At 72.4% G+C, this 23,148-nt stretch carries 18 protein-coding genes and 1 pseudogene; 8 read left to right on the top strand and 11 right to left on the bottom strand.

Annotated elements, in window-relative coordinates; translation table 11 throughout:
• Positions 1 to 31: 31 nt before the first annotated feature.
• A complete protein-coding gene (locus KO717_RS05260; RefSeq protein WP_301364688.1) occupies positions 32 to 832 on the bottom strand; it encodes a hypothetical protein in 801 nt (266 codons plus the stop codon).
• A 182-nt stretch (positions 833 to 1,014) separates the two neighbouring features.
• On the opposite strand from KO717_RS05260, the gene KO717_RS05255 reads away from it, so the two are divergent.
• The 4 genes from KO717_RS05255 to KO717_RS05240 all read left to right on the top strand — a co-directional run bounded on the left by KO717_RS05255 (position 1,015) and on the right by KO717_RS05240 (position 5,531).
• Complete coding sequence (locus KO717_RS05255) at positions 1,015 to 3,039, top strand: NADPH-dependent 2,4-dienoyl-CoA reductase (protein ID WP_301364687.1); 2,025 nt, start codon at positions 1,015 to 1,017, stop codon at positions 3,037 to 3,039.
• A 46-nt stretch (positions 3,040 to 3,085) separates the two neighbouring features.
• Positions 3,086 to 3,499 (top strand): PaaI family thioesterase, encoded by a 414-nt coding sequence (locus tag KO717_RS05250; protein WP_189741936.1) that lies wholly within the window; start codon positions 3,086 to 3,088, stop codon positions 3,497 to 3,499.
• 155 nt (positions 3,500 to 3,654) lie between these two features.
• Positions 3,655 to 5,028, top strand: a complete 1,374-nt coding sequence (locus KO717_RS05245; protein ID WP_437184626.1) for an MFS transporter — start codon at positions 3,655 to 3,657, stop codon at positions 5,026 to 5,028.
• A 50-nt stretch (positions 5,029 to 5,078) separates the two neighbouring features.
• Positions 5,079 to 5,531, top strand: a complete 453-nt coding sequence (locus KO717_RS05240) for an SRPBCC family protein (RefSeq protein WP_301364686.1) — start codon at positions 5,079 to 5,081, stop codon at positions 5,529 to 5,531.
• Between the two features lie 97 nt (positions 5,532 to 5,628).
• Here the strand turns inward: KO717_RS05240 and KO717_RS05235 are convergent, their stop codons facing one another.
• From KO717_RS05235 to KO717_RS05215, 5 genes are all read right to left on the bottom strand, one after another.
• Positions 5,629 to 7,203 carry an alpha/beta hydrolase gene (locus KO717_RS05235; protein WP_301364685.1) on the bottom strand — a complete coding sequence of 525 codons (1,575 nt, stop codon included), beginning with the start codon at positions 7,201 to 7,203 and terminating at the stop codon, positions 5,629 to 5,631.
• 193 nt (positions 7,204 to 7,396) lie between these two features.
• Positions 7,397 to 8,041, bottom strand: a complete 645-nt coding sequence (locus KO717_RS05230; RefSeq protein WP_301364684.1) for a hypothetical protein — start codon at positions 8,039 to 8,041, stop codon at positions 7,397 to 7,399.
• Positions 8,042 to 8,143: 102 nt separating this feature from the next.
• Entirely contained in the window at positions 8,144 to 9,259 is a 1,116-nt protein-coding gene (locus tag KO717_RS05225) for an SCO0930 family lipoprotein (RefSeq protein WP_437184468.1), read from the bottom strand.
• Between the two features lie 4 nt (positions 9,260 to 9,263).
• Positions 9,264 to 10,715: an NADH-quinone oxidoreductase subunit NuoF family protein gene (locus KO717_RS05220; protein WP_301364682.1), complete on the bottom strand. Its 1,452-nt coding sequence runs from the start codon at positions 10,713 to 10,715 to the stop codon at positions 9,264 to 9,266.
• The gene (locus KO717_RS05215) at positions 10,712 to 11,563 is read right to left on the bottom strand and encodes a hypothetical protein (RefSeq protein WP_301364681.1); all 852 of its coding nucleotides are present in this window, start codon (positions 11,561 to 11,563) and stop codon (positions 10,712 to 10,714) included. Before KO717_RS05215 ends, KO717_RS05220 begins: the two co-directional genes overlap by 4 nt.
• A gap of 599 nt (positions 11,564 to 12,162) precedes the next feature.
• On the opposite strand from KO717_RS05215, the gene KO717_RS05210 reads away from it, so the two are divergent.
• On the top strand, positions 12,163 to 13,530 hold the full coding sequence (locus KO717_RS05210; protein WP_301364680.1) for a helix-turn-helix domain-containing protein: 1,368 nt from the start codon (positions 12,163 to 12,165) through the stop codon (positions 13,528 to 13,530).
• Between the two features lie 537 nt (positions 13,531 to 14,067).
• Here the strand turns inward: KO717_RS05210 and KO717_RS05205 are convergent.
• The 4 genes from KO717_RS05205 to KO717_RS05190 form a co-directional block, all read right to left on the bottom strand.
• Positions 14,068 to 15,438 (bottom strand): DUF1996 domain-containing protein, encoded by a 1,371-nt coding sequence (locus tag KO717_RS05205; RefSeq protein ID WP_301364679.1) that lies wholly within the window; start codon positions 15,436 to 15,438, stop codon positions 14,068 to 14,070.
• 9 nt (positions 15,439 to 15,447) lie between these two features.
• A complete protein-coding gene (locus tag KO717_RS05200) occupies positions 15,448 to 16,098 on the bottom strand; it encodes a DUF4142 domain-containing protein (RefSeq protein WP_301364678.1) in 651 nt (216 codons plus the stop codon).
• A gap of 976 nt (positions 16,099 to 17,074) precedes the next feature.
• Positions 17,075 to 17,764, bottom strand: coding sequence for a sigma-70 family RNA polymerase sigma factor (locus KO717_RS05195; protein ID WP_301364677.1), 690 nt, complete (start codon positions 17,762 to 17,764; stop codon positions 17,075 to 17,077).
• Between the two features lie 149 nt (positions 17,765 to 17,913).
• Positions 17,914 to 18,699, bottom strand: a complete 786-nt coding sequence (locus KO717_RS05190; protein ID WP_301364676.1) for a hypothetical protein — start codon at positions 18,697 to 18,699, stop codon at positions 17,914 to 17,916.
• 206 nt (positions 18,700 to 18,905) lie between these two features.
• Between KO717_RS05190 and KO717_RS05185 the strand changes: the two genes are divergently transcribed.
• From KO717_RS05185 to KO717_RS05175, 3 genes and pseudogenes are all read left to right on the top strand, one after another.
• Positions 18,906 to 20,111, top strand: coding sequence for an MFS transporter (locus KO717_RS05185; protein ID WP_301364675.1), 1,206 nt, complete (start codon positions 18,906 to 18,908; stop codon positions 20,109 to 20,111).
• A complete protein-coding gene (locus tag KO717_RS05180) occupies positions 20,108 to 21,208 on the top strand; it encodes a sugar ABC transporter permease (protein WP_301364674.1) in 1,101 nt (366 codons plus the stop codon). The genes KO717_RS05185 and KO717_RS05180 overlap by 4 nt, the downstream gene beginning before the upstream one ends.
• Before the next feature lie 127 nt (positions 21,209 to 21,335).
• Positions 21,336 to 22,420 (top strand): annotated as a pseudogene (locus tag KO717_RS05175) (IS701 family transposase).
• 222 nt (positions 22,421 to 22,642) lie between these two features.
• Here KO717_RS05175 and KO717_RS05170 read toward each other — a convergent pair.
• A complete protein-coding gene (locus tag KO717_RS05170) occupies positions 22,643 to 23,092 on the bottom strand; it encodes a hypothetical protein (RefSeq protein ID WP_301364673.1) in 450 nt (149 codons plus the stop codon).
• Positions 23,093 to 23,148 lie beyond the last annotated feature (56 nt).

The following is a 23,148-nucleotide window of genomic DNA, read 5'->3' as shown; positions in this document are numbered from 1 at the left end:
CCGCCCCGGCGGCGGCTCCCGGCCCGGCCCCTCAGGGCCGGGGGTCCGCCGCCAGCGCGGTGCGCAGCGCGGCCAGGCGCTCGGTGTCCGGCGGGAGGTCCAGGGAGTCGAGGAGGACGAGCCCCTCTGCGGGGTCGATGCTCCCGTAGGTGTCGTGGTGGCTGCGCAGGACGGCGCGGAAGACGGCGTGGTGCAGGGCGGGTACGCGGGCGGCGGCCCGGTAGGTGGCGATCTTGACGGCCCAGGGCACGGGCCCCGAGTGCTCCAGCACCCGCCGGGCCCGGCGCAGCAGCGGTTCGGGAGCGCCCGGCAGCAGCCGTTCACGATCGTTGCCGAGGACCTCGGCGAAGGCCTCGGCCGCGGTCGGGGCGTACTCGAACCAGTCGAACCAGAGCGAGCAGGTGATCGCCTCGTACTCGCGCACGGCCTCCAGCCGTCGGCGGTAGCCGCCCCACAGGACCTCCGGCGGGAGCGGGCCCTGCGGTCCCAGGTGCGCGGTGTGGACCTGATCGGTCACCAGGTGGTGGCCGCCGAGGAGGTCCATGAGCCCGAGCGCCACCCGCAGCCGGCCGGTGACGTCGAGCGTCTCGTCGGTGAAGGCCATCGAACCGAGCCCGTTGCACAGGTCCTCCGTGGTGAGGACCCCGGCGGGCGGCTCGGCGTCGTACCACGTGTCGGGGCCGGTCTGCGTGATGCCGTCCTCGGCGAGCCAGCGCCGGGCCCGCTCGCCGTCGGACAGGTCGCCCGGGACCGGGGGATCGCCGTCGGCGGCTCCGGAGGCCGGATCGGCCGGCGGGACGCCGTTCAGGGGCGGGGTGTGGTGCTCGGTCATCCGGCCGACGGTACGGGGGCGGCGTGAACTCCGCCACAGGGCCCGGGGCCGCCCGCGCCCCGGCCCCCGGATTTCGGGGGCGGATGGTCCCCGGCCGCCCCGTTTGGTTATGCACTTAGTTGCAAAACCTGTCTCCCCTCGCTAGAACAGGTTCATCACCCCCGCGCGAGGAGGCGCCCCTCATGAGTTCCCAGAGCCGGTACCCGCACCTGCTGAGCCCCCTGGACCTCGGCTTCACCACCCTGCCGAACCGCGTGATCATGGGCTCGATGCACACCGGCCTCGAAGAGCACCAGGGCGGCTTCGAGCGGCTCGCCGCCTTCTACGCCGAGCGCGCCCGCGGCGGCGCCGGCCTGATCGTCACCGGCGGCATCTCCCCGAACGACGCCGGCCGCCCCTTCGAGGGAGGCTCCCGCCTCACCACCGAGGAGGAGGCCGCCGAGCACCGGGTGATCACCGAGGCCGTGCACGCCGAGGGCGGGAAGATCGCGATGCAGATCCTCCACTTCGGCCGCTACGCCTACCACAAGGACCTGGTGGCCCCCAGCGCCATCCAGGCCCCCATCAGCCCCTTCGTCCCGAACGAGCTCACCGACATCGAGGTCGAGCGCACCGTCGAGGACTTCGTCCGCGCCGCCCGCCTCGCCAAGCTCGCGGGCTACGACGGCGTCGAGATCATGGGCTCCGAGGGCTACCTGGTCAACGAGTTCATCGCCGCCGCGACGAACAAGCGCACCGACCGCTGGGGCGGCGCCTACGAGAACCGCGTCCGCTTCCCGCTGGAGATCGTCCGGCGCACCCGCGCGGCCGTCGGCGAGGACTTCATCCTCATCTACCGCCTCTCCATGCTCGACCTCATCCCCGGCGGCTCCACCCTCGACGAGGTCGTCCACCTCGCCAAGGAGATCGAGGCGGCCGGCGCCACCATCATCAACACCGGCATCGGCTGGCACGAGGCCCGCATCCCCACCATCGCCACCTCCGTCCCGCGCGGCGCCTACACCTGGGTCACCAAGCGGCTGATGGGCGCGGTGTCCGTCCCCCTCGTCACCAGCAACCGCATCAACACCCCGGAGATCGCCGAGGAGCTGCTCGCCGACGGCCGCGCCGACCTGGTCTCCCTGGCCCGCCCCTTCCTGGCCGACGCCGACTTCGTCGCCAAGGCCGCGGCCGGCCGCTCCGAGACCATCAACACCTGCATCGGCTGCAACCAGGCCTGCCTCGACCACACCTTCAGCGGCAAGATCACCAGCTGCCTGGTCAACCCGCGCGCCTGCCACGAGACCGAGCTCGTCCTGTCCCCGACGCGGACCAGGAAGCGCGTTGCCGTCGTCGGAGCCGGTCCCGCCGGTCTCGCCTGCTCGGTCTCCGCCGCCGGCCGCGGCCACGCCGTCACCCTCTTCGAAGCCTCCGGCCACATCGGCGGCCAGCTCGACGTCGCCCGCCGCATCCCCGGCAAGGAGGAGTTCGAGGAGACCATCCGCTACTTCGGCACCCAGCTCGTCGAGTCCGGCGTCGAGGTCCGCCTGAACACCCGCGCCGACGTGGAGACCCTCCAGGGCTACGACGAGGTCGTCATCGCCACCGGCGTCACCCCGCGCACCCCCGACATCGAGGGCGTCGACCACGCCAACGTCGTCAGCTACCTCGACGTGCTGCGCGACGGAGCCCCCGTCGGCGAGCGCGTCGCCGTCGTCGGCGCCGGCGGCATCGGCTTCGACGTCGCCGAGTTCCTCACCGACAGCGGCGAGGGCGCCTCCCAGGACCCCGACGTCTACTTCCGCCACTGGGGCGTGGACACCACGTACGCCGGCCCCGGCGGGCTCACCGCCCCCGAGCGCCCCGCATCGCCGCGCCAGGTCCACCTTCTCCAGCGCAAGGCCACCAAGGTCGGCGCGGGCCTCGGCACCACCACCGGGTGGATCCACCGTGCGGAGCTCAAGCACCGGGGCGTCGTCTCGGTCGCGGGGGCCACGTACGACCGCATCGACGACCAGGGCCTGCACATCACCGTCGGCGGAGAACAGCACCTCGTGCCCGCCGACACGGTGGTCCTGTGCACGGGCCAGGAGCCGCGCCGCGACCTGTACGAGGCCCTGCGCGCGGCGGGCGTCGAAGCCCACCTGATCGGCGGCGCCGACGTGGCGGCCGAGCTCGACGCCAAGCGGGCCATCCGGCAGGGAACGGAACTGGCCGCCGGCCTCTGACCGGAAGGGGATTGTGGCGGTCCGGCCGGACCGCCACAATCTCCCGGTGACGATCTCACCGGCAGACGCAGACAAGATCCTTACCGACAACTTCGCCCCCTGGGTGCTCGCCCTCGGACTGACCGTCCAGGAGACCGGGGAGCGGCATGCCGTACTGCGGCTGCCCTGGTCCGACGAACTGGCCCGGGACGGCGGCGGTCTCTCGGGCCAGGCCATGATGGCGGCCGCCGACACGGCCACCGTCATCGCGATCTCCGCCGCCCGCGGCACCTACGGGCCGATGACCACCGTCCAGCAGTCCACCAGCTTCCAGCGGCCGGTGGTCGGAGCCGACGTACTGATCCACGTACGGGTGACCAAGCTCGGGAAGCGGATGGCCTTCGCCGACATCACCCTGACCCCCGAAGGCGCCGAAGACCCGGCGGCCACGGCCTCCACGGTGTACGCCCTGCTCGGCTAGGCCGGCACCCGCACGGCGAAGCCCCCGCCGGCCGCGCGCCGGCAGGGGCCCCGCTCGGATCTGCCCGTGCACACCCTTCCCGTGACCGCAGCGCCCCGAGCCGAGATCAAAAACGCGTTGGCGGGCGGCGGGCCGACTCGCCTACGCTCGCGGCCATCGGCCCAGCAAGGCGGCCGGCGGGAACGGGGGAGCGGGACATCTCGGCGAAATCCAGGGCTTACGATGCGATACCGCCGCTGCGGCGGAACAGGGACTTCGCCGTCTTCTGGCTCGGCCAGGCGCTGTCGGTGCTCGGCGGCTCCGTCTCGATGCTCGCCCTTCCTCTGCTCGTCCTCGACGCCACCGGATCCATCGTCCAGATGGGCCTGGTCACGGTCGTCTCCGCCGCCACCGCCATCGGCACGGGGGTCTTCGCCGGGTATGTGGTGGACCGGGCGGACCGCCGCAGGCTCATGATCGTCTGCGATCTGGCGCGAGCCGTGCTGCTCGGCGCGGTCCCGCTCGTCTGGTGGGTCGCCGGGCCGCAGATCTGGCTGCTGTACGTGCTGACCGCACTCACCTCCGTACTGAGCACGCTGTTCGACGTCGCGTACGTGACGGCCATCCCCAATCTGGTGCGTACAGAGGACCTCACGGCCGCCAACGGACGGCTGATGGGCACCTTCGCCCTCGGGAGCCTGCTCGGGCCGGTGGTGGCCGGCTTCCTGACGGCCGGAGTGGGCGCGGAGTGGGCACTGGCCCTGGACGGGGCGACCTTCCTGGTCTCCGCCGCGAGCCTGGGGTGGGTGCGGTTCACCGCGCGCCCGGCCGGGGAAGGCGCGGACAGGGCGGGGGACAGGGCGACGGACAAGGCCGGGGCCGGGGTGTTCCGGGAGATGTTCGTGGTCGGCTTCCGCTTCCTGTGGAGCCACCCGCTGCTGCGCCCGCTCACCGTAGGGCTCACCCTGCTGACCTTCGTCACCATGGGCGCCGGCGACCTGCTGATCTACCGGGTCCAGCACGACCTCGGCCGGGACGCGGCCACCCTCGGCTACGTGATCGCCGTCGGCGGGGCCGGGTCGGTCGCCGCGGCCCTGAGCGCGGGGCGCCTGCGCCGGCTCCTCGGTTTCGGCACGTGCTGGCTCGCCTCGGTCGCGATGATCGCCGTCGGAGTGACGGTGACGGGCGTCAGCCGCAGCGTGCCGGTGATCGCCGTGCTGAGCGCCGTCAACATGTTCGGGATGACCCTGGGCGGGATCTGCAGCATGACCCTGCGCCAGGAGGTGACCCCGGACCACCTGCTCGGCCGGGTCACGTCCGCCTTCTGGACCGTGCACAACGCCTCGGGCCCGGTGGGAGCGGCCGTGCTCACCCTGCTGGCCGCCCGGCACGGGGTCCCGGCGGTCAGTCTGGCGGGCGGGGCGCTGTGCCTGCTGATCCTCGGCGGCGGGCTGCTGACACCGCTGCGCGGCAGCCGCGCGGGCGCTGCGCCGGCCGGGCCCGTCGCCCCGGACCAGGAGCCGGCCGCCGAGCCGTCGGCGCGCGCGTAGGGTGCCCGTCTGGGATCGTGGATCACAGGTAGCCGCACCGAGGAGCCCACATGTCCGGACAGTTCGAGGCCAGTGTCGAGATCGACCGACCGGTGGAGGCGGTGTTCGCCTACCTCGCGGACGGGCGGCACGACCCCGAGTTCAGCCCGCGCGTCCAGGAGATCACCAAGACCCCGGACGGCCCCACGGCCCTCGGCACGGTCTTCCGGAGCACGGTCAAGGACGCCGGGATGAAGACCGGCCGTGAGTTCCGCATCGTCGGCCTGGAACCGCCGCACCTGATCCGCTGGACGGAGCAGAGTCGCAACCTCGTCACGGCGGAGGGCGGCTACGACCTCGAATCGCTCCCCGGCGGCCGCACCCGCGTCCGCATCTTCAACACCCTCGAAGGCCACGGCCTCGGCAAGCTGCTCGTCGGCCTCGCGGTCGGTGCGGCCCGCAAGGACGCCCCCGACTTCGGCCGCCGCATCAAGGCGGCCGCCGAGGCGTCCATCGCTCCCTGAGGGCTCTCTCCGAAGTATCGGCTCGGTCCCCTCCCGGAAGAACCTGCCCGGGCCGAGGCCCCGGGCAGGTTCCGCAGGAGTCCGTGTCCGGGCGGTGTCAGAACCGGCCGGGGGAGGACGGGAACGGCAGCCGCTTCGCGGGCGCCGCCGTTTCGCGCCGCTCGGCAGCGGCCGGCGGGTTCTGGCAGGTCACGTCCTGGGCGGGCAGCTTGCCCGTGACCAGGTACGCGCTCACCAGGGCGTTGGCGCAGGAGGTGGGGTCGGACAGGTACACGCCGTGGCCCTCACCGCCCGCCGCCAGCACCATCCGCGAGCCCTTGAGGGCCTTGTGCAGGCCCTGGCCGCTCACCAGCGGGGTCTGGGAGTCCCACTCGTTCTGCACCGTCAGCACGTTCGCCTTCTTGTGCATCGGCGTGGCCGCCTCGACCGGCCGGTCCCAGAACGCGCACGGCTTGATGTTGGACGCGAAGTCCCCGTACAGGGGGTACTCGGCCTTGTCCTTCACCGCGTCGCGCTCGTACTGCTCGGTGTAGCGCGGCCAGCTGCCGGTGTCCCCGCACGCCACGGCCCAGAACACGGCGGTGCTGTTGTCCGAGGCGGGCTCGGCCATCGCGCCGCCCGTCAGCAGCCCCTTGAGCTCGGCCGGGGTCGTGCCCGCGGGCAGCGGCCTGCCCTCGGCCGCGGCCTTCAGGGCCACGACCATCGGGGAGGCTTGCGCCGGGTAGAAGAACACCCCGCGCGTGGAGCGGATCACGTCCCCGTCGACCTTCATGCCCTCGAACTCGAACGGCTCCTTGTCGGCGCGCGCCACCAGTTCCCAGAACGTCTCGGACACGGCCTTCGGGGTGTCGCCCAGTCCGTACTCCGCCGACCGCTGCGCCGCCCACTGCGTCCACCGCGCGAAGGCGGGCTCGGCCTCGGTGGCCCAGACCTGGATCATGCCGCGCCAGATCCGCTGCGGGTCCACGCCGCTGTCGAGGACGAAGCGGTCCGTGCGGTCCGGGAACATCTGCGAGTAGACCGCGCCGAGGTAGGTCCCGTACGAGTAGCCCAGGTAGGAGAGCTTGCGCTCGCCGAGGACCGCACGGATCGTGTCCATGTCCCGCGCCGTGTTGCGGGTGGTGATGTACGGAAGCACCGAACCGGCCTTCTCGCGGCACTTGTCGGCGACGGTGCGCGCCCAGGTCACGTCGGAGCCGAAGGTCTCGGGACGGTAGGCGCGGTTGAAGTTCTGCTCGGTGTCGGTCAGTCCGCAGGTGATCGGGCTGCTGGCGCCCACCCCGCGCGGGTCGAAGCCGATGAGGTCGTAGCTCTCCCGTACGTCCTTCGGCATCGCCGGGGCCATCAGCAGCGGCAGGTCGAGGCCGGGACCGCCCGGGCCGCCGGGGTTCAGCAGCAGGGCGCCGTGCCGCTTGGCCGGGTTCTCGCTCTTGATCCGGGATATGGCGAGGTCGATCGTGCGCCCGTCGGGACGCCGGTGGTCGAGCGGGACCTTGAGCGTCGCGCACTCGTACGAGGCCGGCTGCTCGGGGCTGCAGCGGTGCCAGGCGGGTTTCTGCCGAAGGTGGTCGGCGGCCGGGGCGGCGGAGGCCTGGGCCGCGGACAGCAGGGGCACGGTGGTCGCGATGAGTCCGGCGGCGGCGAGCAGCGGTGCGAGGCGTTTCAGGCGCACTGACCCGTTCCTTTCGGTGAAGTCGCTTACGCGTCCACCTTGTTGCACCCGGCGCCCGGCCGAATCATCCCGAGGGTTCGTGCCCTGTGCTCCTCACGAACGAGCCGACAACAGGACAGGTGGCCGACACGCCGCAGTCGGCCCCCGGTCGTGCGTGCCGGGGGCCGACGTGTGCGCGGTTCCAGGTGCGGCCTCAGTGGCCGCCGCCCTGGCCGCCGTCGTGCCCGCCCTCGTGGCTGCCGCCGTGTGTCTCGCCGGGCGTCGCACCGGGTGTCTCGCCGGCTGCTGCTCCCGGCGTCCCGCCGGGCGTTGCCCCCGGCGTCCCGCCGTGTGCGCCACCGTGCGTGTCGCCCGCCTCCAGGTTGCCTCCGAGACGTCCGCGCAGCGCGGTCAGGGCATCCTCCGCCGGCGCGGTGACGACCCATCGGTCGCCGACCAGATAGTGGCCGCCGTACATCCGGGCCTCGGTCAGCCAGGAGCGCAGTCCCTGCTCGGCGGTGAAGGTGACCATGCGGTAGACGACCTGCCCGGCCTGGCACCCGCCCTGGCGCAACTCCTCGGCCTCCACGTTCACTTCGGCGGTACAGCCGATAGCCGTGGCGATCTGCTCGAGGGAGGTCCCGGGCGCCGCCGCGGGTTCCGAGGGTGCCGCGGACGCCGAGGGTGCCGCGGACGCCGAGGGTGCCTCGGGCGCCGAGGCCCCGGCCGAGGTGTGCTGCGCCGCCGCCTTCGAGGAGCAGCCCCCGCACAGCAGCGCGGCGACACACACCGCCGCGACGGCCGGAAGTGACGGGAGGATCCGCCGGATCCGGCGGGTGCTGCGGTCGGTCGACGGCATGGTGACCTCTCTGGCTGATCGGGGAGGGTCCGTGGCGCCCGGGTGGGGAGGTACCCGGGCACCACGCGTTTCAGGGGCGGATCGGCGGGCCGCGGACAGGTGCTAGCCGACAACCTTCGCTTTCTTGCCCTTGTCGGTGATGGCGAACCAGAGACCCTTGTTGTTGTGCCCGGTGGTGTCACCGGGTTCCTTGTCACCGGTGAAGGTGTAGACCGGCCAGCAGTCGATCGTCAATTGCTCGCTACCGTCGGGCCGCTTCACCTTTCCAATCAATTCGGGGGCGATTCCGTTTACCTTTTCCTTGTCGACCGGCTTGGCCGGCTTCCAGGTGTCCGTGCAGGCATCCACGCAGCCGATCTTCATCGGCCAGGCGCTGTCCTTGTCGAACCGGTAGAGCGTCTTGCCCTCCCCGTCCTCGACGAGGGTCCCGAGCTGGGGGTTCTGCACGGCGGTGAGTTCGCCGCCCTTCGCCGCCGTGTCGGCCTTCTCCTCCTTCTCCTTCTCCGCCCCGGCGCCCGCGCCCTTGCTCGCCCCGGCCGGCTTGCCGCCCGGGCCCAGTACGTGCCAGGTGCCGCCGACGCCCTCGCCGAGCGCGTCGCCCGCCTTGGCGTCCTTGGAGTAGCGGTACACGGGCCATCCGGCGAGCGTGAGCTGCTTGGTGCCGTCGGCCCGTTCGACGGAGCCGAGGAGGGCCGCGTCGATTCCCGCGCTGACCGAGGCGTCGTCCGCGGACACCGCGGGCCAGGCCGCGGCGCAGTCCCCCTCGCAGTTGGACTTGGGCGGCTTCGGCGTGTCCTTGTCGAACCGGTAGAGCGTGAAGCCCTCGCTGTCGGTGACCCCGGGTCCCAGGCCCTGGACCTCGCTCACCTTCAGCTGTCCGGCCGGGCCGCTCTTGCCGGCGGCGCCCGCCGGGGCGGCCCCCGAACCGCTTCCGTACGGGTCGCCGTAGCCGGATCCGGCCTGTTTGCTGTCACCCACCGGCTGGACTGCCGGCGCCTTTCCCCCGTAATTGTCGGAGCTTCCGCATGCGGCTGTTGTCAACATCAGTACCGCGACCGCTGACCCGGCGAATATCTCACGACGCTTAATCTTCACGATCTCTCCTTCAGGTTCGGTTCCGCGTTTCCTTGCCCCCGGTAATTGATACGGGGCCGGGAGGGTTGGAAGCGGATATCCCCGGGAATTTGTCAGATCGCGCCAACATTGAACCCGGGGCATTGGTTCAGTCCTGGATGCGCAGCGCGAGGGCCGGGCAGCGCCGTACCGCGCGCAGCGCCTTCTGGCGCTGCGCGCGGGGTACGGCCATGGACGCCTCCGCCGGGAAGCCGTCCAGGTCCAGGCGGACCACATCGGGCAGGACGTCCACGCACAGCCCGTGGCCCCTGCAGAGGGTCCAGTCGACCAGGAGCCGCTCCGGGCTCTCGTCGTCCTCGTACAGCGGAAGGGCGCCCAGCACCCGTCTGCCGCAGCCGCTGCCGAGCGCATGGTCGCGGAACTCGTCCGGGAAGGTCCTGAGCGCCGAGGCGACGAAGTTCGAGGTGCCGTCCGGATGGCTGCACGCGCCGCGTTTCAGCACCGCCTTCATCCGGAGCTCCAGCATCTCCAGGGCGGGTTTGCCCCCGCCCCGGATGGCGTCGTCCAGTACGTCGGCGATGGCGGGCAGCCCGCGTACGCAGGGGCCGCACTGGCCGGCCGACTCCTTGGCCAGCCAACGGGTCACGCGTGCCACTTCGCCGGCCGGGCAGGTGTCCATGGGCAGCGGCATCACCGCCCCCGCCCCCAGCCGTGCGCCGAGCCGGTCGAGGGACTCGCGCGATATCTCGGCCGCACGTGCGTTTGCCGGAGTGAGCCATTTGCCGTGAAACCCGCCGACCAGGACGCCCTGGCCCGGATCGGTGCCGCACAGTTCCAGGATGTAGGAGAGCGCGGCTCCGCTCGGCGTCTCGACGACCGTGTTGCCCGCGACCGTCAGCATGATGGTGCCCGGCTCGCTGGGCAGGCCGGTCGCACGGAAGTCCAGCGCGCCGAGCCGGGCGGCGACGGCCAGCTGGGCGAAGGTCTCGGTGTTGGAGAACAGGGTGGGCACGCCGTTCAGGCCCCGGTCGCTGGTGCGCACCTTCTGGCCGGACGGCAGCGTCGGCCCGCCGTTGAGGCCGTTCACGTGCGCCGTGCTCTCGCCGGTCACGAAGCGCTCGGGGAGCAGCGTGACCTGCACCCGGCGTCCTGCCGGGCCGCGTTCCGCGACGGCCTCCCGCAGTGACTGCTCCACGTCCCTCCGGGTGACGCCCACCACGACGTCCTCGGAGTTCAGCGCGGCGGCGGCCAGCAGGGCCCCGTCGAGCACCAGATGGGGGGTGTGCAGCAGCAGCGCGGTGTCCTTGAGGCAACTCGGCTCGCCCTCACTGCCGTTGACGACGACGGCGGTCTGTCCGTCCCCGGCGCGGGCCGACCGCATCACGGAGCGCAGTTTCTTGGCGAACGGGAAGCCCGCGCCGCCGCGCCCGCGGAGGTCGATGTTCTCGGCGAGGTCGACGAGCTCCTCCGGCCGGTAGCGGGGCATCTGGCCGTGTGTCGTCAGATGGGCCACGCGGTCGAGCCGCGCGGCCTGGTCGAGCCCGGCCAGCAGCCGGGGAGCGCCCACGCAGCCGAGGCTGGGGCGCGGCTCACCGCTCACAGCCACTGGTCCCGGCTGATGAGCGTCTCGGCGTCAGCGGTTGCGCGGGCGCGGCTCGGCGCGTAGACGGCGGTGCGCGGAGGTTCGTTGCTCAGGGGCGGTCGGTCATTGAGGGCCGGCCGCTCGGGCCGGGGCGGCTGGGCCTGGTTCGCGGTCACGGCCGCCGCTGCAGGACGTGAGCCGCGCCTCTGTCGGGGCACGCCGCCCTTGACGGGCTCCGGGGCCACGGGCTGGGGGACGGGCGGCACGAAGACGGCCGCTTCGCGCATCCGGCTCCTGACCCGGAACACGAGCACACCCACGATGCCGAGCAGGGCCAGTGCGTACGCGGACGTGACCCAGGGGGCGGCGGCGCGGCCCGACTTCAGACCGTGCACCAGTGAGGCGCCCCAGGCCGGATAGGCACCGAAGTGCAGGACCCGCCACCACGCCGAGCCGCTCCTGGTGTTGAACACGCTGCGCACCGCGCCGGAGATGGCCACCGCGATGAAGAGGTATCCGGCCAGACTGCCGAGCCCGACCAGGACGGGCCGGGTGGCGTCCGTGAACGGCACGGCCGCGGACGCCGCGGTCGTCCGCTGTCCCGCGACCTTGATCCAGATGTGCAGGGCGAGGAACAGGAGCCCTGCGACGGCCAGGCCGCGGTGAGCGCCCTGGGCGAGCAGCCGGTGCCCCGAACCGAGGATGACCCGGTCGGTCGCGGCCAGTCCCCAAAGGACGGTGGCGGTGAGCGAGACGAGCGAGAGCACGCCCGCTCCGAAATCGAGGAAGGCCCATAGTTGGGTGAAGGCGCCCGCGCGGGCAGCCACGGTGACGAGCACGATGGCCGCGCCGACGGCGCAGAGCACGCCGGGGCTCAGCCTGCCTTCCTTGGGAAGGAGGGAGGGCCGCCGGAGGGCCCTCCGTCCGGCAGCCGCAGCCGCAGCCGAGGCATGGCGGTTCTTGCGGCGTGCCCTGTGTGAGCTGGGCATTCGAGGCTGGGGCAGGGGCATCCAGGTCTCCTGTGCGCCTGGGCATCCGAGCACTCCACCTGGCGCTCGGTACCCGGGGGTCGTTGTCGTCGTACCCGGCAGCGCTGTGAAACTCCGCGCCGGCCGAGGGAACTTGGGGCCGGAGTGCAGCAGCATCGTGGAGCTGCACAGCAGCTCCACAGGTTTTATCGAAACGTGATAATTTCTCGCACCGCGTCTCCGGCGCATCGAACAACACCGGAAGATTCCCCTCCAGCGGGGGTTGCGACAGGCCACCGCGCCGACCGTCACCTACGCGTCCCCGACGGTAAAAGAACGGCAAAACAACGGGACCGTAAGTGGTCGGACCTCTCCAGGAGGGAGTACGAGGGCCGCAACTCTCGCGTCAGACAAGGATGTTGACGTGAGGGGCAACCTCGGCGGGCTTGTCGCTCTTCCCCCTGACAAGCCTCACCCCGGCACGAACGAGGAAAACGATGTGTGAACTTCTGAACCGCATCTGGTCCCGCCCGCGTGGCGAGTGGACGCGCGTCCTGCGCAGGGAACTCCCCTCGCTGGCCGCCGAGATAGTGGAGGAGCTTCTGCATGGAATTCCGGAATTTTCCGCACTTATCGATGACAACGATGCCATTGATGACGAGTTGTTCCGGCAGCGGGTGGAAGAGGCACTCCTCACCGTCCTCGGCTACCAGGAACAGCACCGGGAACAAGCACCGGACGAGCACGATGAACAGGCCGAGAGCGAGGACGAGATCGAGAACCAGATCGAGGTCGAGAGCCAGTTCGACAGCAAGGTCGAGCACGGGATCGAGGTCGGGATCGCGGCCAGGGCCGAGTACGAGGTCACACACGAGGGCCGGCACGAAGGTCTCCGCGAGGCTCGCAACGAGGCCCGCAACGAGGGTCTTCGCGAAGGCCTCCGCGAAGGGCTCCGCGAGGTCCGGAACCAAGGCCTGCGCGAGGTCCGTAATGAAGGACTGCGCGAGGCCCGGCACGGAAGCCGGCACGAGGCCCGGCAGGAGGCCCGGCAGGAAGGCATCCGCGAGATGGACCGGGCACGGCACGACCTCTTCAAGACGCTCACCGATGACAGGGACGCATCCGAGATGTCCCTCAGCGAGCTCGCGGAGGCGGCCGGATGGCCCCTCCCGCTCGCCGTACGGGCCATCGTGCCCGCCACGCCCGGCGAGACCCAGCAACTCGCCGCCGTACTGGACCACTGCCTGGTCGGCATGTTCGCGGGCCGTCCGTGCCTGCTCGTCCCCAGCGCCGACCCGGACACCCGCGCCCCGCTGGAACACCTGCTGCGCGGCCGGTTCGCGGCCGTGGGCCACGCCGTCCCCCTCCGCGACACCGCATCCTCACTGCGCTGGGCGCTGCGCCTGGCCGCACTGACACCCGCCCGTCCCGGCCTGGAGGTCCGGCCCGTCTTCGTCGACGACCACCTCTCGACCCTGTTGCTCCTTCAGGACGAACCCCTGGCCCACGCGCTGGCCGCCCGGTGGCTGCGTCCGCTGGCCGACCTGACCCCCCGCCAGAGCGAGCGGCTGGAGGTGACGCTGCTCGCCTGGCTCGAGGGCGGCGGTGCCCCCGAGGCCGCCAAGGCGTTGAGTGTGCACCCCCAGACCGTGCGTTACCGCATGCGTCAGCTGGAGAAGCTCTTCGGGACCGGCCTGCGGGACCCCCGTACCCGATTCGAACTGGAGATGGCCCTGCGCAGCCGCCGGCTGATGGCCCAGGTCCGGCGTCAGCACTCCCGGGTCGGCCGCCGGGCCGCCCGCGTGATCCAGGCGGACTTCACCCCCCTGGTCGTCGGACGGATGGCCCGCGTCAACGGCCTCTGAACCGCCAACAGCCCGGCCCGGCCCCGAATCACGGGGCCGGGCCGGGCTGTTTCGTGCGTACGGCACCGGGCGGGGGTGCATGTCCTGCGGTGTGCGCCGCCGGGCCGGGCCGTGTCCTCTTGTGCGGCGGGCGACCGGTGCTTGACCCGTGCGGGCCGCGGTGGTGCCGAGCGGTGCTGTGCGCGAGCCGTCCGGGTCGTCCGGGTCGGCCGGGCCGGCCGGGTGTCGCGCGATGTGCGACCGGTGCGGGCCGGGCACGTCCCGCGGGGTGCTGGGGGGATGGGGTGCCGGGGGTGCCGCGGGTGCCGGGTGCCGGGGGTGCCGGGTGCCGGGGGTGCCGGGTGCCGGGGGTGCGGGACCGTTGCGGCCCGGCCCGTGACATGCGTACGCCGCCGGGACTCGGCGGCGGCGTACACATACGTGCGGTGTTGGCCCGAAGTCGGCTTCGGGCCAACACCTGTCCCGGGCCGGACGCCGGGGGTGGGGGTGAGGGGCGTCCGGCCCGGGAGCGGAGGGGGGAGCCTCCCGCTGCGGGGGTCAGCGGCAGTTCTGCCCGTTGTTGATGCAGTTCACGGCCTTGTTCATCAGGCCGTTCGACATCACGTTGATGAAGTCGTCGTGGTCGGTCGCCGGCTTGTGGAGCTGCTCGGGGAAGCTGTCCACGGCGAACCGGGCACCCGGCGCCACCCCGTAGGTGAGGCGCATCACCAGCTGCGGAATGGCCTTGAAGCCGTTCGGGCAGCGGCCGTTCTTGTCCGCGAACGCCACGTGCGTGCGGTGGTTCGCGCTGTCGACGTTCTTGCCGTCCCAGCAGCTCTGGAAGTTGAAGGTGCGCACCACGTCACTGCCCTTCGGGCAGACCGGGTACTTGTCCTTCAGCTGCCGGTTCTCGAAGCCCGTGCAGCTCCAGGAGGCGTTGGCGTTGCCGTTGCCGTTGGTGAAGGCCTTGGCGTCACCGGTGATGATGCGCATGAAGCGGGGCATCGCCGTGACCTTGCCCACCGGACTGCCCTTGAAGGTGATCGACACCTGCTTCGGCTTGAGGATGGTGCCGACGTTGGCGTCCTGGCCGCCGCCGGGCGCCTTGGCGTCCTTCTCCACCTTGCCGTCGCGCAGCCGCAGTACGGGCCAGTAGTACGCGGACTGGTCCCCGTTGCCGCAGGTGGTGCCGGACGCGGCGAGGCTGCCGTTCGTGGAGAAGGCGTCGGTGGTCAGGTTGCCCACGTAGTCGTGCATGTGGTGTGCACCGTTGGAGACACCGGGGGCGACGATCACGTTGTCGGGGTTGAAGTGACCGTTCTCGTTGCGGCCGCACTGCGAGGTGAAGGAGCCCTTCGAGGCGTTTCCGGCCTGGGCGGGATTCTTCACGTTCGGCTTGATCTTGGTGATGCTGACGAAGTCGCTCTTCGCCGGACCGCCCTTCTGCGCGGCGGCCTGGGCGGCCGCGCCCTGCTCGCCCTTGCTTGCGGCAGCTGCCGCACCGTCGTCCGCGGCGGCCGCCTGCTTCATCGTGCACGCGCTCAAGGCCTGGATGTCCTTGGGCTTTTCGCCGGCGCGGCCTATCGCGTCGGCCATGCCCGCGATGGTCTGGTCCCGCTTCTGCTTCAGGTCACCGAGGAGGGCCGCGTCGCCCTTCGCCTTGCCGTCGGCGAGCTGCTTGGAGGCCTCGGCGACCTGGTCGTCCAGCTTGGCGAGGTTCGCGTCGACCTCGGGCTTGGCCTGTTCGGGGACCGCGGTGAGCTTGTCTCCCACGTCGGGGCAGCTGATGGTGGACGTCATCCGGTTGTCCTGGCCGGCGGACGCGTTCCCGGCGACGATGGCGACCCCGCCACCGCCCAGTACGAGCGCGGATACCACGCCCAGGACCTTGTTCGACAGGCGTGAGCGTTTGTGGCCCTTTTTACTCATGCGATCACTTCACTTCGTCGGTTGGACATTGTCGGAAAGCGCGTCGAAGTCGACGAGTCCGGTGTCTTCGAGGACCGTGATGTGGTCCAGAACCGTGGCGTTGGCGGACGTGGCGAGGGCCCGGACCATCGAGTTCTTGGTCGTTGACCGGATTCCGGCCAGCAGGGCGAACACCTTTCCGTGAGCTCGGCGCAGCAGTTGAACGAACAGTCGTTCGTATTCCTCTCCGCGTGCACGGTTCATCTGGCCCAGCCAGTCCTGCTGCTGAGCGGACGGCTGGTTGGGCAGATCGACACCGAGGGCCTGGCCGACCTGGATGACCTGCCGGTCCAGCTCGGTATGGCCGTCGATGAGGTGCTGGCCGGCCGTCTTGATCGCCGGTCGGGAACCGCGCTGCTGGGCCTGGCGGCCCGCGGGCAGCTCCCAGAGTCCGGCGAGCCGGACCTTGCGGACGAAGTCCCGGTCCGCGGCGGTCAGTGGTCCGTAGGCCGTGCTCAACGTTCCGCCGCCGTCGTCGTCGCCGCCCGCCGGACCCGCCTGACCCGCCACGGCGGCCGCGGGCCGGCTGCCGAAACTGTCCACGGGTATCAGAAGGGCGATCAGGGTGAGCGCAAGGGCGGTGATGACCAGGCCGCTTCCGATCGTGTATCGCGTGGCCAACGACAAGCTGCTGATGGATCTCCGCCGCAATGACGGCACTGTGCCTCCTCGCTCCAAGGGCCGGGAGGGGGTGGCGGGGCAGGAGGGGCCGCACATGCAGTGCGGAGCGCACCCGCATTCCCGGGGTGTCACGGGACGCTAGTGCCGGGCGTGGCGCCGGGGCCGGAGGACATCACCATCGGACAAACATCCTGGCGTCTCCGCAGAAGGCTGATATCTTGCGGCGCGCCCGGAGATTCGGCCGGGCGGCGCCGTCGTGCCCTGTCATGCCCGGGTGCCGTCCGGCCCTGCCCGCGTGCCGCCGGCCCGGCACGGGACCCGGATCAGGCGTCCGACGTGTCCACGAGGTGGTCGAAGGCCAGGCCGCTCGCGGCTCCCCGCGCCCCGCGCCACGGTGCGCGCCGAGCCGGACGACCACCTGGCCGTCCCGGCCCCGGGTGCGGTCGTACGCCACCGCCAGCCGGGAGCCGGCCTGCGGGACCTCCTCCTCGGTCACGGAGCAGGCCTGCCGCCGGGCCGGTGCCACCGGGTCCAGGCCAGGGCCGCAGCAGCTCCGTCCGGGGCTCCACCGCACGGCCGTCGACGGGATGCGGCAGGGCCGCGCGCCGCAACCGCACCGATCGCCCGCGCCCGCCGGAGTGGACGGCGATGAAGGGGATCCAGTTCGCGGGCCCGGAGTTCATCGCCTCGTACGCGACCGCCGCGCGCGGAACCGTCCGCGGGGGCTGCGGGTCCAGGCGCGACCGGTGCGCCAGGCTTTCCGTGGAGAGCTCGCTTCCGCGCCGCGGCTCACCGGTCGCCGTACGGGCCGTCCGCTCCAGCCCCCACATCAGGCCGGCCTGCTCGTCGCGGACGAGCAGGACCTCCTGCGGACCGACACCTTGGCCGTGTCCGGCACCGGAGGAGCGGATCGCGGCGCGGTGCGACGCGGGAGGGCCGGCGGGTGCACACGCCGCCCGCCGGCCCTCCCACAGGATCAGGCGAGCGCCGCGGCCGCCGTGAGCATCCGCTCGCCGGCCCGGTCGGGCCGCGGCGCCGGGGGCTCCGGCGCCGGTTCGGCCGTACGGGTGTCCGTCAGGAGCGCGATCAGGGAGGTACGGGCGCGGGCGACGCGGGAGCGGACCGTACCGATCGGGCAGCCGACGGCCGTTGCCGCCTCGGCGTAGGACAGGCCCAGCAACTGGGTGAGGACCAGGGCCTCCCGGCGCTCGGACGGGATCACGGCGAGCAGTTCCGCCAGGGCGATGCCGTCCTCGAAGCCCGGCACGTCGCACGGCTGGGCCTGCTCGGCAGCCGTCTGCCAGTCGCAGCGGTCCGAGAGTCTCGGCCGGGCGGCCGCGTGGCGCAGGCTGTCCACGACCGTACGGCGGGCTATGGACAGCAGCCAGGTCCGCGCGGAGGAACGGCCCTCGAACCGGTGCAGGCTCGCCAGCGCGCGGAGGAAGACGTCCTGCGTGAGGTCGTCGGCCGCCTGGGTGTCGGCGCTGAGGTAGGCCACGTAGCGCCAGACGTCGCGGTGGAGGGCCCGCACGAACCGGTCGGTCTTCACGGGATCGCCGTCGCGGGCGTCCAGCGCCAATCGGGTCACCGCCGCGTCGGAGTCGGGGGTGCGCCGGGCCGGCCGGTCGCCGGTGGTACAGGAAGGGGTCGTCAGGGCAGCAGTCATCGCCACAAGGTCCTTACGGGCAAGGGGAGTCCGGCGCCGCGAACGGCGGGGCCGGTGAGGGGTGCGGCCTGCCGGAAGGCACGACCGAGGCCCGAGGCGCGGGGTGCGGGTGCGAGAGAGGTCGCGGACGCGGCTCGGGGAACCAGCTGTCAGAGGACAGCGGTTCCCGCCGGCGGACCCCGTGAGGTGATGGCGTGGACCAGGAAGAGCCGGCGCGGCGCGCGGTGCCGGCGCCGGCTGCGGACCCGGACGGGCGGCCGGTACGCGGGTACCGCCGTACGGAGCAGCAGGCGCAGCGGAGTCCACAGGCGCCCGGCGACGGCGCGCACCACGCGGAAGACGGCCCGCTCGCCGTGGGCGAGCCACAGCCCGCACAGCACGGCGGCCAGCAGGTGCGCGGCCAGCATGCCCGCCGGGGACATGGCGACCGCCTCGTGCAGGCCGCCCGGCAGCGGCCCGCCGGTCGCGGCACCATGCGCACCGGTCGCGGCGGATGCGGCAGTCACGGCGGACGCGGCGTCCGCCGTTCCGTGCATCGCGTGGTGCAGGTGGGCGGGCGCCCCCGGCATCCCGGTGCCGGGCGGCTGCGGCATCCGCATCATCGTCGACATCGAGGACATCGAGGACATCGTCGACACCGAGGACATCTGCCCGGATCCGGTCGGCGCGGCCGCCCCGGCGAGGGACTGGGACAGGGTGAATCCGGCGTGGAGCACCGCCTGGACGGCGACGGCCGCCGTCGTCACGGCGAGCAGCCCGCGTTCCCGGCCCGCGAGGGCCCAGGCCGTCGCCGCCGTGCCCGGAAAAGCGACGGACAAGGCCCACCAGGGCACTGCCACACCCGACATGAGCAGGTGTCCGGTGGCCGCGAGCAGCACACAGAGGGCTGCGAACATCGCAGCCCGCAGGGCGCGTAGAAAGCGAACCGGGTTCATGGAGGGCTCATCCTTGCACCGGCCTCCCGAGCCGCACATCAGGGTGCGCACTTCCGGACAAGTTCCCGCGTCCCGGCCTGTCATGGGGCCGGGACGTCCGCCTCGTGTGGTGCAGGGCACAGCGGAGGGAGGGAACCTGCCCGCCGCTCCATCCGACTGCCTACCCGCTCGGTCGAAGAGTTCAACGTCCTGGGAAGGGAGACTTCGTGACGGCGGAGGGGACGGCGACCGCATCGCCGGCGGAGAAGGACGGCGCGTCGGGGCGGCAGTTGACCGCGCTGCTGACCTGCGCCATGGCGTTCTCGATGCTGCAGCTGTTCCTCCTCGGGGCGCTGGGCCCGCGCCTGGTCACCGAACTCGGCGTATCCCCGGCCGTGCTGGGACTGACGACCACGATCGGCTTCGGGACCGCCGCCGTCCTGTCCCCGGCGGGCGGCCGGATCGTGGACCGGATCGGTCCGCGGCGCTCGCTGGTGATCCTGCTGCTGGTCTCGGCGGCGGCCCTCGCCCTGATCGGCGCCGCGCCCGGCGCCGGTCTGCTGCTCGGCGCCGTCGCACTGGGCGGCGTACCCCAGGCGCTGGCCAACCCGGCCACGAACAAGGCCGTGCTGCGCGCCGTCCCGCCCGCCCGGCGGGGCGCGGTGACCGGCCTCAAGCAGTCCGGAGTCCAGCTCGGGGCCTTCGCGGCCGGACTGCCGCTCGCCCTGCTCGCGGGCGGCATCGGCTGGCGGGGCGCGGTCTGGACCGGCGCCGGCGCCGCCCTGCTCGCCGGGCTGTGGGCGCTGCGCGTCCTGCCCGCCGACCCCGCCGCGCCGCCCGCGGGCCCCCGTACGGCTCTCGTGCCGCGGGGGATGGTGGCCTGGCTGGCGGTCTTCTCGCTGTTCCTCGGCGCCGGAATCGCCTCGGTCAACACCTACCTCGCCCTCTTCGGCGCGCAGCGGCTGGACCTGGGCCCGACGGCGGCGGCCGCGCTGGTCGCCGTCCTGGGCGTGGCGGGGATCGCGGGCCGGGTCGGATGGTCGAAGGCGGCCCGGCCCGGGCGGGCCGAGTGGCTCCCGGGGTGGCTGGCCTGCGGGGCGCTGGGCGCGGCCGCCCTGCTGGCGGCCGCCCTGGTGGTGGGCCCGCTGGTGTGGGCCGGGGCGATCGCCGCCGGCGTCTTCGCCGTCTCCGGCAACGCCGTCTCGATGGTGCTGGTCATGCAGCGGGCCGCTCCCGGCCGCGCCGGACAGGACTCGGCGCTGGTCGCGGCCGGGTTCTTCGGGGGATTCGCGGTGGGCCCGCCCCTGTTCGGGCTGCTCGCGCAGAGCGGACGGTACGGGCCGGGCTGGCTGCTGGTGGGCGCGGAATTCGCGGCCGCGGCGGCCGTCGCGTTCCTGTGGGCCGTACGGGACCGGCGGGAGGCCGCGGCATGAGTGTCGGCGTCTTCGGGCCGGGCCCGGCCCTCGCGGCCGTCATGGCACGGGTGGCGGTGACCGCCGAGGCGGTCGGCCCCCGCTTCCCGCTGTACGCCGGCCCGGACGACGGGCGGTGGACGACCACCGGCCGCGGCTCGTGGACCGGCGGATTCTGGGCCGGGCTGCTCTGGCTGCGGGCACGGTACACCGGCGACGCGGCCGACCGGCGCGCCGCCGCCGCGTGCACGGCCCGGCTCGGACCGTGGGTGGGGGCCGACACCGCCACCCGCGGCCTGATCCTCTGGTACGGGACCGCTTCGGCCGGGGACGACGCCGAAGCCGCCGAGCTCCGAGACCGCGGCGCCCGGGCCGTGCTGTCGGCCTACGACCGCGAACTCGGGCTCGTGCCCTGGGGGGACGCGCTCGGCGGGCCCCGCATGCTCGCCCGCGTGGACGGGGTGCCGGGGACCGTGCCCCTGCTGGCCGGGGCCGGACCGCAGGGCGCCGCCGCGGCGGCGTCCCACCTCCACCGCCACCTCGACCTCTGTCTCGGCGCGAGCCGGGGCCTCCCGCTGCGGCCCGCCCTGCGCTTCGACGCGGCCGCGGGCTGGCAGCCCTGTGCGGACCCGCCGCCGGGCTGGAGCCGGGGCCGGGCCTGGCTGCTCCTGGCGGTGGCCGACGCCTTGCTGCGCCCGGACCTCGCGATGCCCGGCCCGGCCGCCCGGCTCGCCGAGGTGGCCGAACTCCTGTCGTCCGGGGCCGAGTTCCCGGCCGGAGGGCCCGCGCGGCTCGTCCCGGCGGCCGACGCCGCCCGCCCGGACGGTCCGCTCGACACCTCGGCCGCCGCGATCACCGCGGTCGCCCTGCTGAAACTCGCCCGTGTGCCCGGCCCCCGGGCCGGCGCGTACGCGCACCGGGCCGAGGCGATCCTCCACCGCCTCGCGGAGAGCCACCTCACCGGCCCGGACTCCGGACGCCCGCCCGGGATGCTGCTGGACGGCTGCTACGACGCCGGGAAGGCACTGGCCGTCCGGCACGAGCTCGTCTGGGGCGACTTCTTCCTGGCCCTCGGCCTCGCCGCCCTGCACGGCGTCGTAGACATCACCCGGGCCTAGTGCTGGCCGGGAAGTTCTGCCGGGCGTCGTCACCCGGTGAACCTTCCCGGCCACAGCACTAGTAGGGCTTGGTCAGGTTCGTGTCGGTGTTGCGTGTCCTGCGGGTTCGGTGTGTCGTCGGGGATGTGTGACGCCGGAGGAAGTTTCTGCTGTGCGCGGCGAGTTGGAGGACTTTGCGGCAGAGGTCTTCGAGCCGTTCGCGCCTAATGATCAGCGTCGGCGGGGGCGGGTCTACCTGCGGGGGCTGCTCACGGACGGGCAGCGCAAGTCGGTCGAGCCGATGGCCGCCAGCAGTACACGGGTACGGCGGGCAAGGTCACCAACTGCCAGGTGGGAGTCTCGCTACACCTGGCCTCGGATCATGCCTCGGCGGCGGTGGACTGGCGGCTGTTCGTGCCCGAGACCTGGGCGCCGGGGTCCGTGAAGGCGGATCCGGACAAGGTCGCCCGCCGCACCGCCTGCGGCATTCCCGAGGACATCGGGCATGTGGAGAAGTGGCAGCTCGCACTCGACATGCTCGACGAAACCCGCTCGTGGGGCATCGAGGTCCCGCTGGCTGTTGCGGATGCCGGATACGGGGACGCGGCCGCCTTCCGGCACGGCCTGCAGGCCCAGGGCCTCAACTACGTCGTGGGAATCTCCACCCCCCTCTCGGCCCAGCCCGGCCGAGCGAGGCCGGTGACCGAGACGTACTCCGGGACCGGACGGCCGCCGGTTGCGAAGTACCCGGATAAGCCACAGTTGGTGAAACAGCTGGTCATCGGGGCGGGCCGGAAGGCGGCGAAGCCGGTGCAGTGGCGTGAGGGCTCCCGGCCCGGCACCGGCCGCAGTGGCTTCAAGCGGATGTACTCGCGGTTCGTGACCTTGCGGATTCGTCCTGCCGGACGCGAGGTCCGCCGAGCCGTCGACGGCCCGGAGCTTCCCGAGTGCTGGCTCCTGGCCGAGTGGCCGGCCGACCAGGCCGAACCCGTCCAGTTCTGGCTCTCCGACCTACCCGCCGACACCCCGCTCACCACACTGGTCCGCCTGGCCAAGCTCCGCTGGCGCATCGAACACGACTACCGCGAGATGAAGCAGGCGTTGGGCCTGGCCCACTTCGAGGGCCGCACCTGGAACGGGTGGCACCACCACGTCACCCTCGTCTCCGTCGCCCACGCCTTCTGCACCCTGCAACGACTGGCCAGAGCCCCCAAAGACACCACGCCGGCCTGAGCCTCCACCGCATCGTCCGCGAGCTACAGACCCTCCTCGCGGCATGGACCGGCGTATGCCCCAACTGCCACCGCGGCATACCCACACCAGCCCCAACCTGACCGGGCGCAGCAGCTTCAGGAGCAGGCGTAGAGGCTTGACCAGACGAGGAAGGACAGAACCCCGTGTACGCGATGTCCACGGGGTTCTGCGCTGCTCGGCCGGCCGAGCGGGACGTCGACGTTACTTCTTGCACTTGGCCTTAAAGGCGTCCAGCAGAGCCTTGCCGGCATCGGAGTTGTCACGTACGTACGCGCTACCGCTGACGCTGATCGAGGTGTTGCTGGTTGAGATGGGCTCGGTGCCGGTCCGCCTGTTGCGGGTGTCGTCTCCGGCGACCGTCCAGATGATCTGGGACTGATCCTTGTTGAACTCGCCGGTGCTGGTCACGTCCGGCTCCTCGTAGACACCATCGCAGTCGTACTCATGATGCGAGACATTGCTGCCCTTGACGACCAGCTGGCCGAGGTCGGACGTGCCGTTGACGTCCTTGACGTAGTAGATGCCGTCGAGCTTGCCGGCGCTGTCACTGCTTCCACTGCAGGCGGTGAGTATGAGTGAGCCCGCGGCCAGGGCCGCGATGGATACGGCGATCTCGGCCCGCGTCCTACGTGCAGTCCTGGTGATGCTCATGGCGTTCTCCCCTAGTTCGTGATGAAAGTCGGTTTAAGACAAAAGACCAGTCAAAA

The organism is Streptomyces xanthophaeus, assembly GCF_030440515.1.
GTDB classification, from domain to species: domain Bacteria; phylum Actinomycetota; class Actinomycetes; order Streptomycetales; family Streptomycetaceae; genus Streptomyces; species Streptomyces kutzneri.
The sequence above is the reverse complement of the archived record's forward strand: the minus strand, read 5'-3'. Positions and strand labels throughout refer to the sequence as shown.

What these genes read in the sequence shown, in the direction of transcription:
- KO717_RS05260 (WP_301364688.1), bottom strand. Translation starts at nt 832, where the DNA reads ATGACCGAGCACCACACCCCGCCCCTGAACGGCGTCCCGCCGGCCGAT.
- KO717_RS05255 (WP_301364687.1), top strand. Translation starts at nt 1,015, where the DNA reads ATGAGTTCCCAGAGCCGGTACCCGCACCTGCTGAGCCCCCTGGACCTC.
- KO717_RS05240 (WP_301364686.1), top strand. Translation starts at nt 5,079, where the DNA reads ATGTCCGGACAGTTCGAGGCCAGTGTCGAGATCGACCGACCGGTGGAG.
- KO717_RS05230 (WP_301364684.1), bottom strand. Translation starts at nt 8,041, where the DNA reads ATGCCGTCGACCGACCGCAGCACCCGCCGGATCCGGCGGATCCTCCCG.
- KO717_RS05225 (WP_437184468.1), bottom strand. Translation starts at nt 9,259, where the DNA reads ATGCCCCGGGTTCAATGTTGGCGCGATCTGACAAATTCCCGGGGATAT.
- KO717_RS05210 (WP_301364680.1), top strand. Translation starts at nt 12,163, where the DNA reads ATGTGTGAACTTCTGAACCGCATCTGGTCCCGCCCGCGTGGCGAGTGG.
- KO717_RS05205 (WP_301364679.1), bottom strand. Translation starts at nt 15,438, where the DNA reads ATGAGTAAAAAGGGCCACAAACGCTCACGCCTGTCGAACAAGGTCCTG.
- KO717_RS05195 (WP_301364677.1), bottom strand. Translation starts at nt 17,764, where the DNA reads ATGACTGCTGCCCTGACGACCCCTTCCTGTACCACCGGCGACCGGCCG.
- KO717_RS05190 (WP_301364676.1), bottom strand. Translation starts at nt 18,699, where the DNA reads ATGAACCCGGTTCGCTTTCTACGCGCCCTGCGGGCTGCGATGTTCGCA.
- KO717_RS05180 (WP_301364674.1), top strand. Translation starts at nt 20,108, where the DNA reads ATGAGTGTCGGCGTCTTCGGGCCGGGCCCGGCCCTCGCGGCCGTCATG.
- KO717_RS05170 (WP_301364673.1), bottom strand. Translation starts at nt 23,092, where the DNA reads ATGAGCATCACCAGGACTGCACGTAGGACGCGGGCCGAGATCGCCGTA.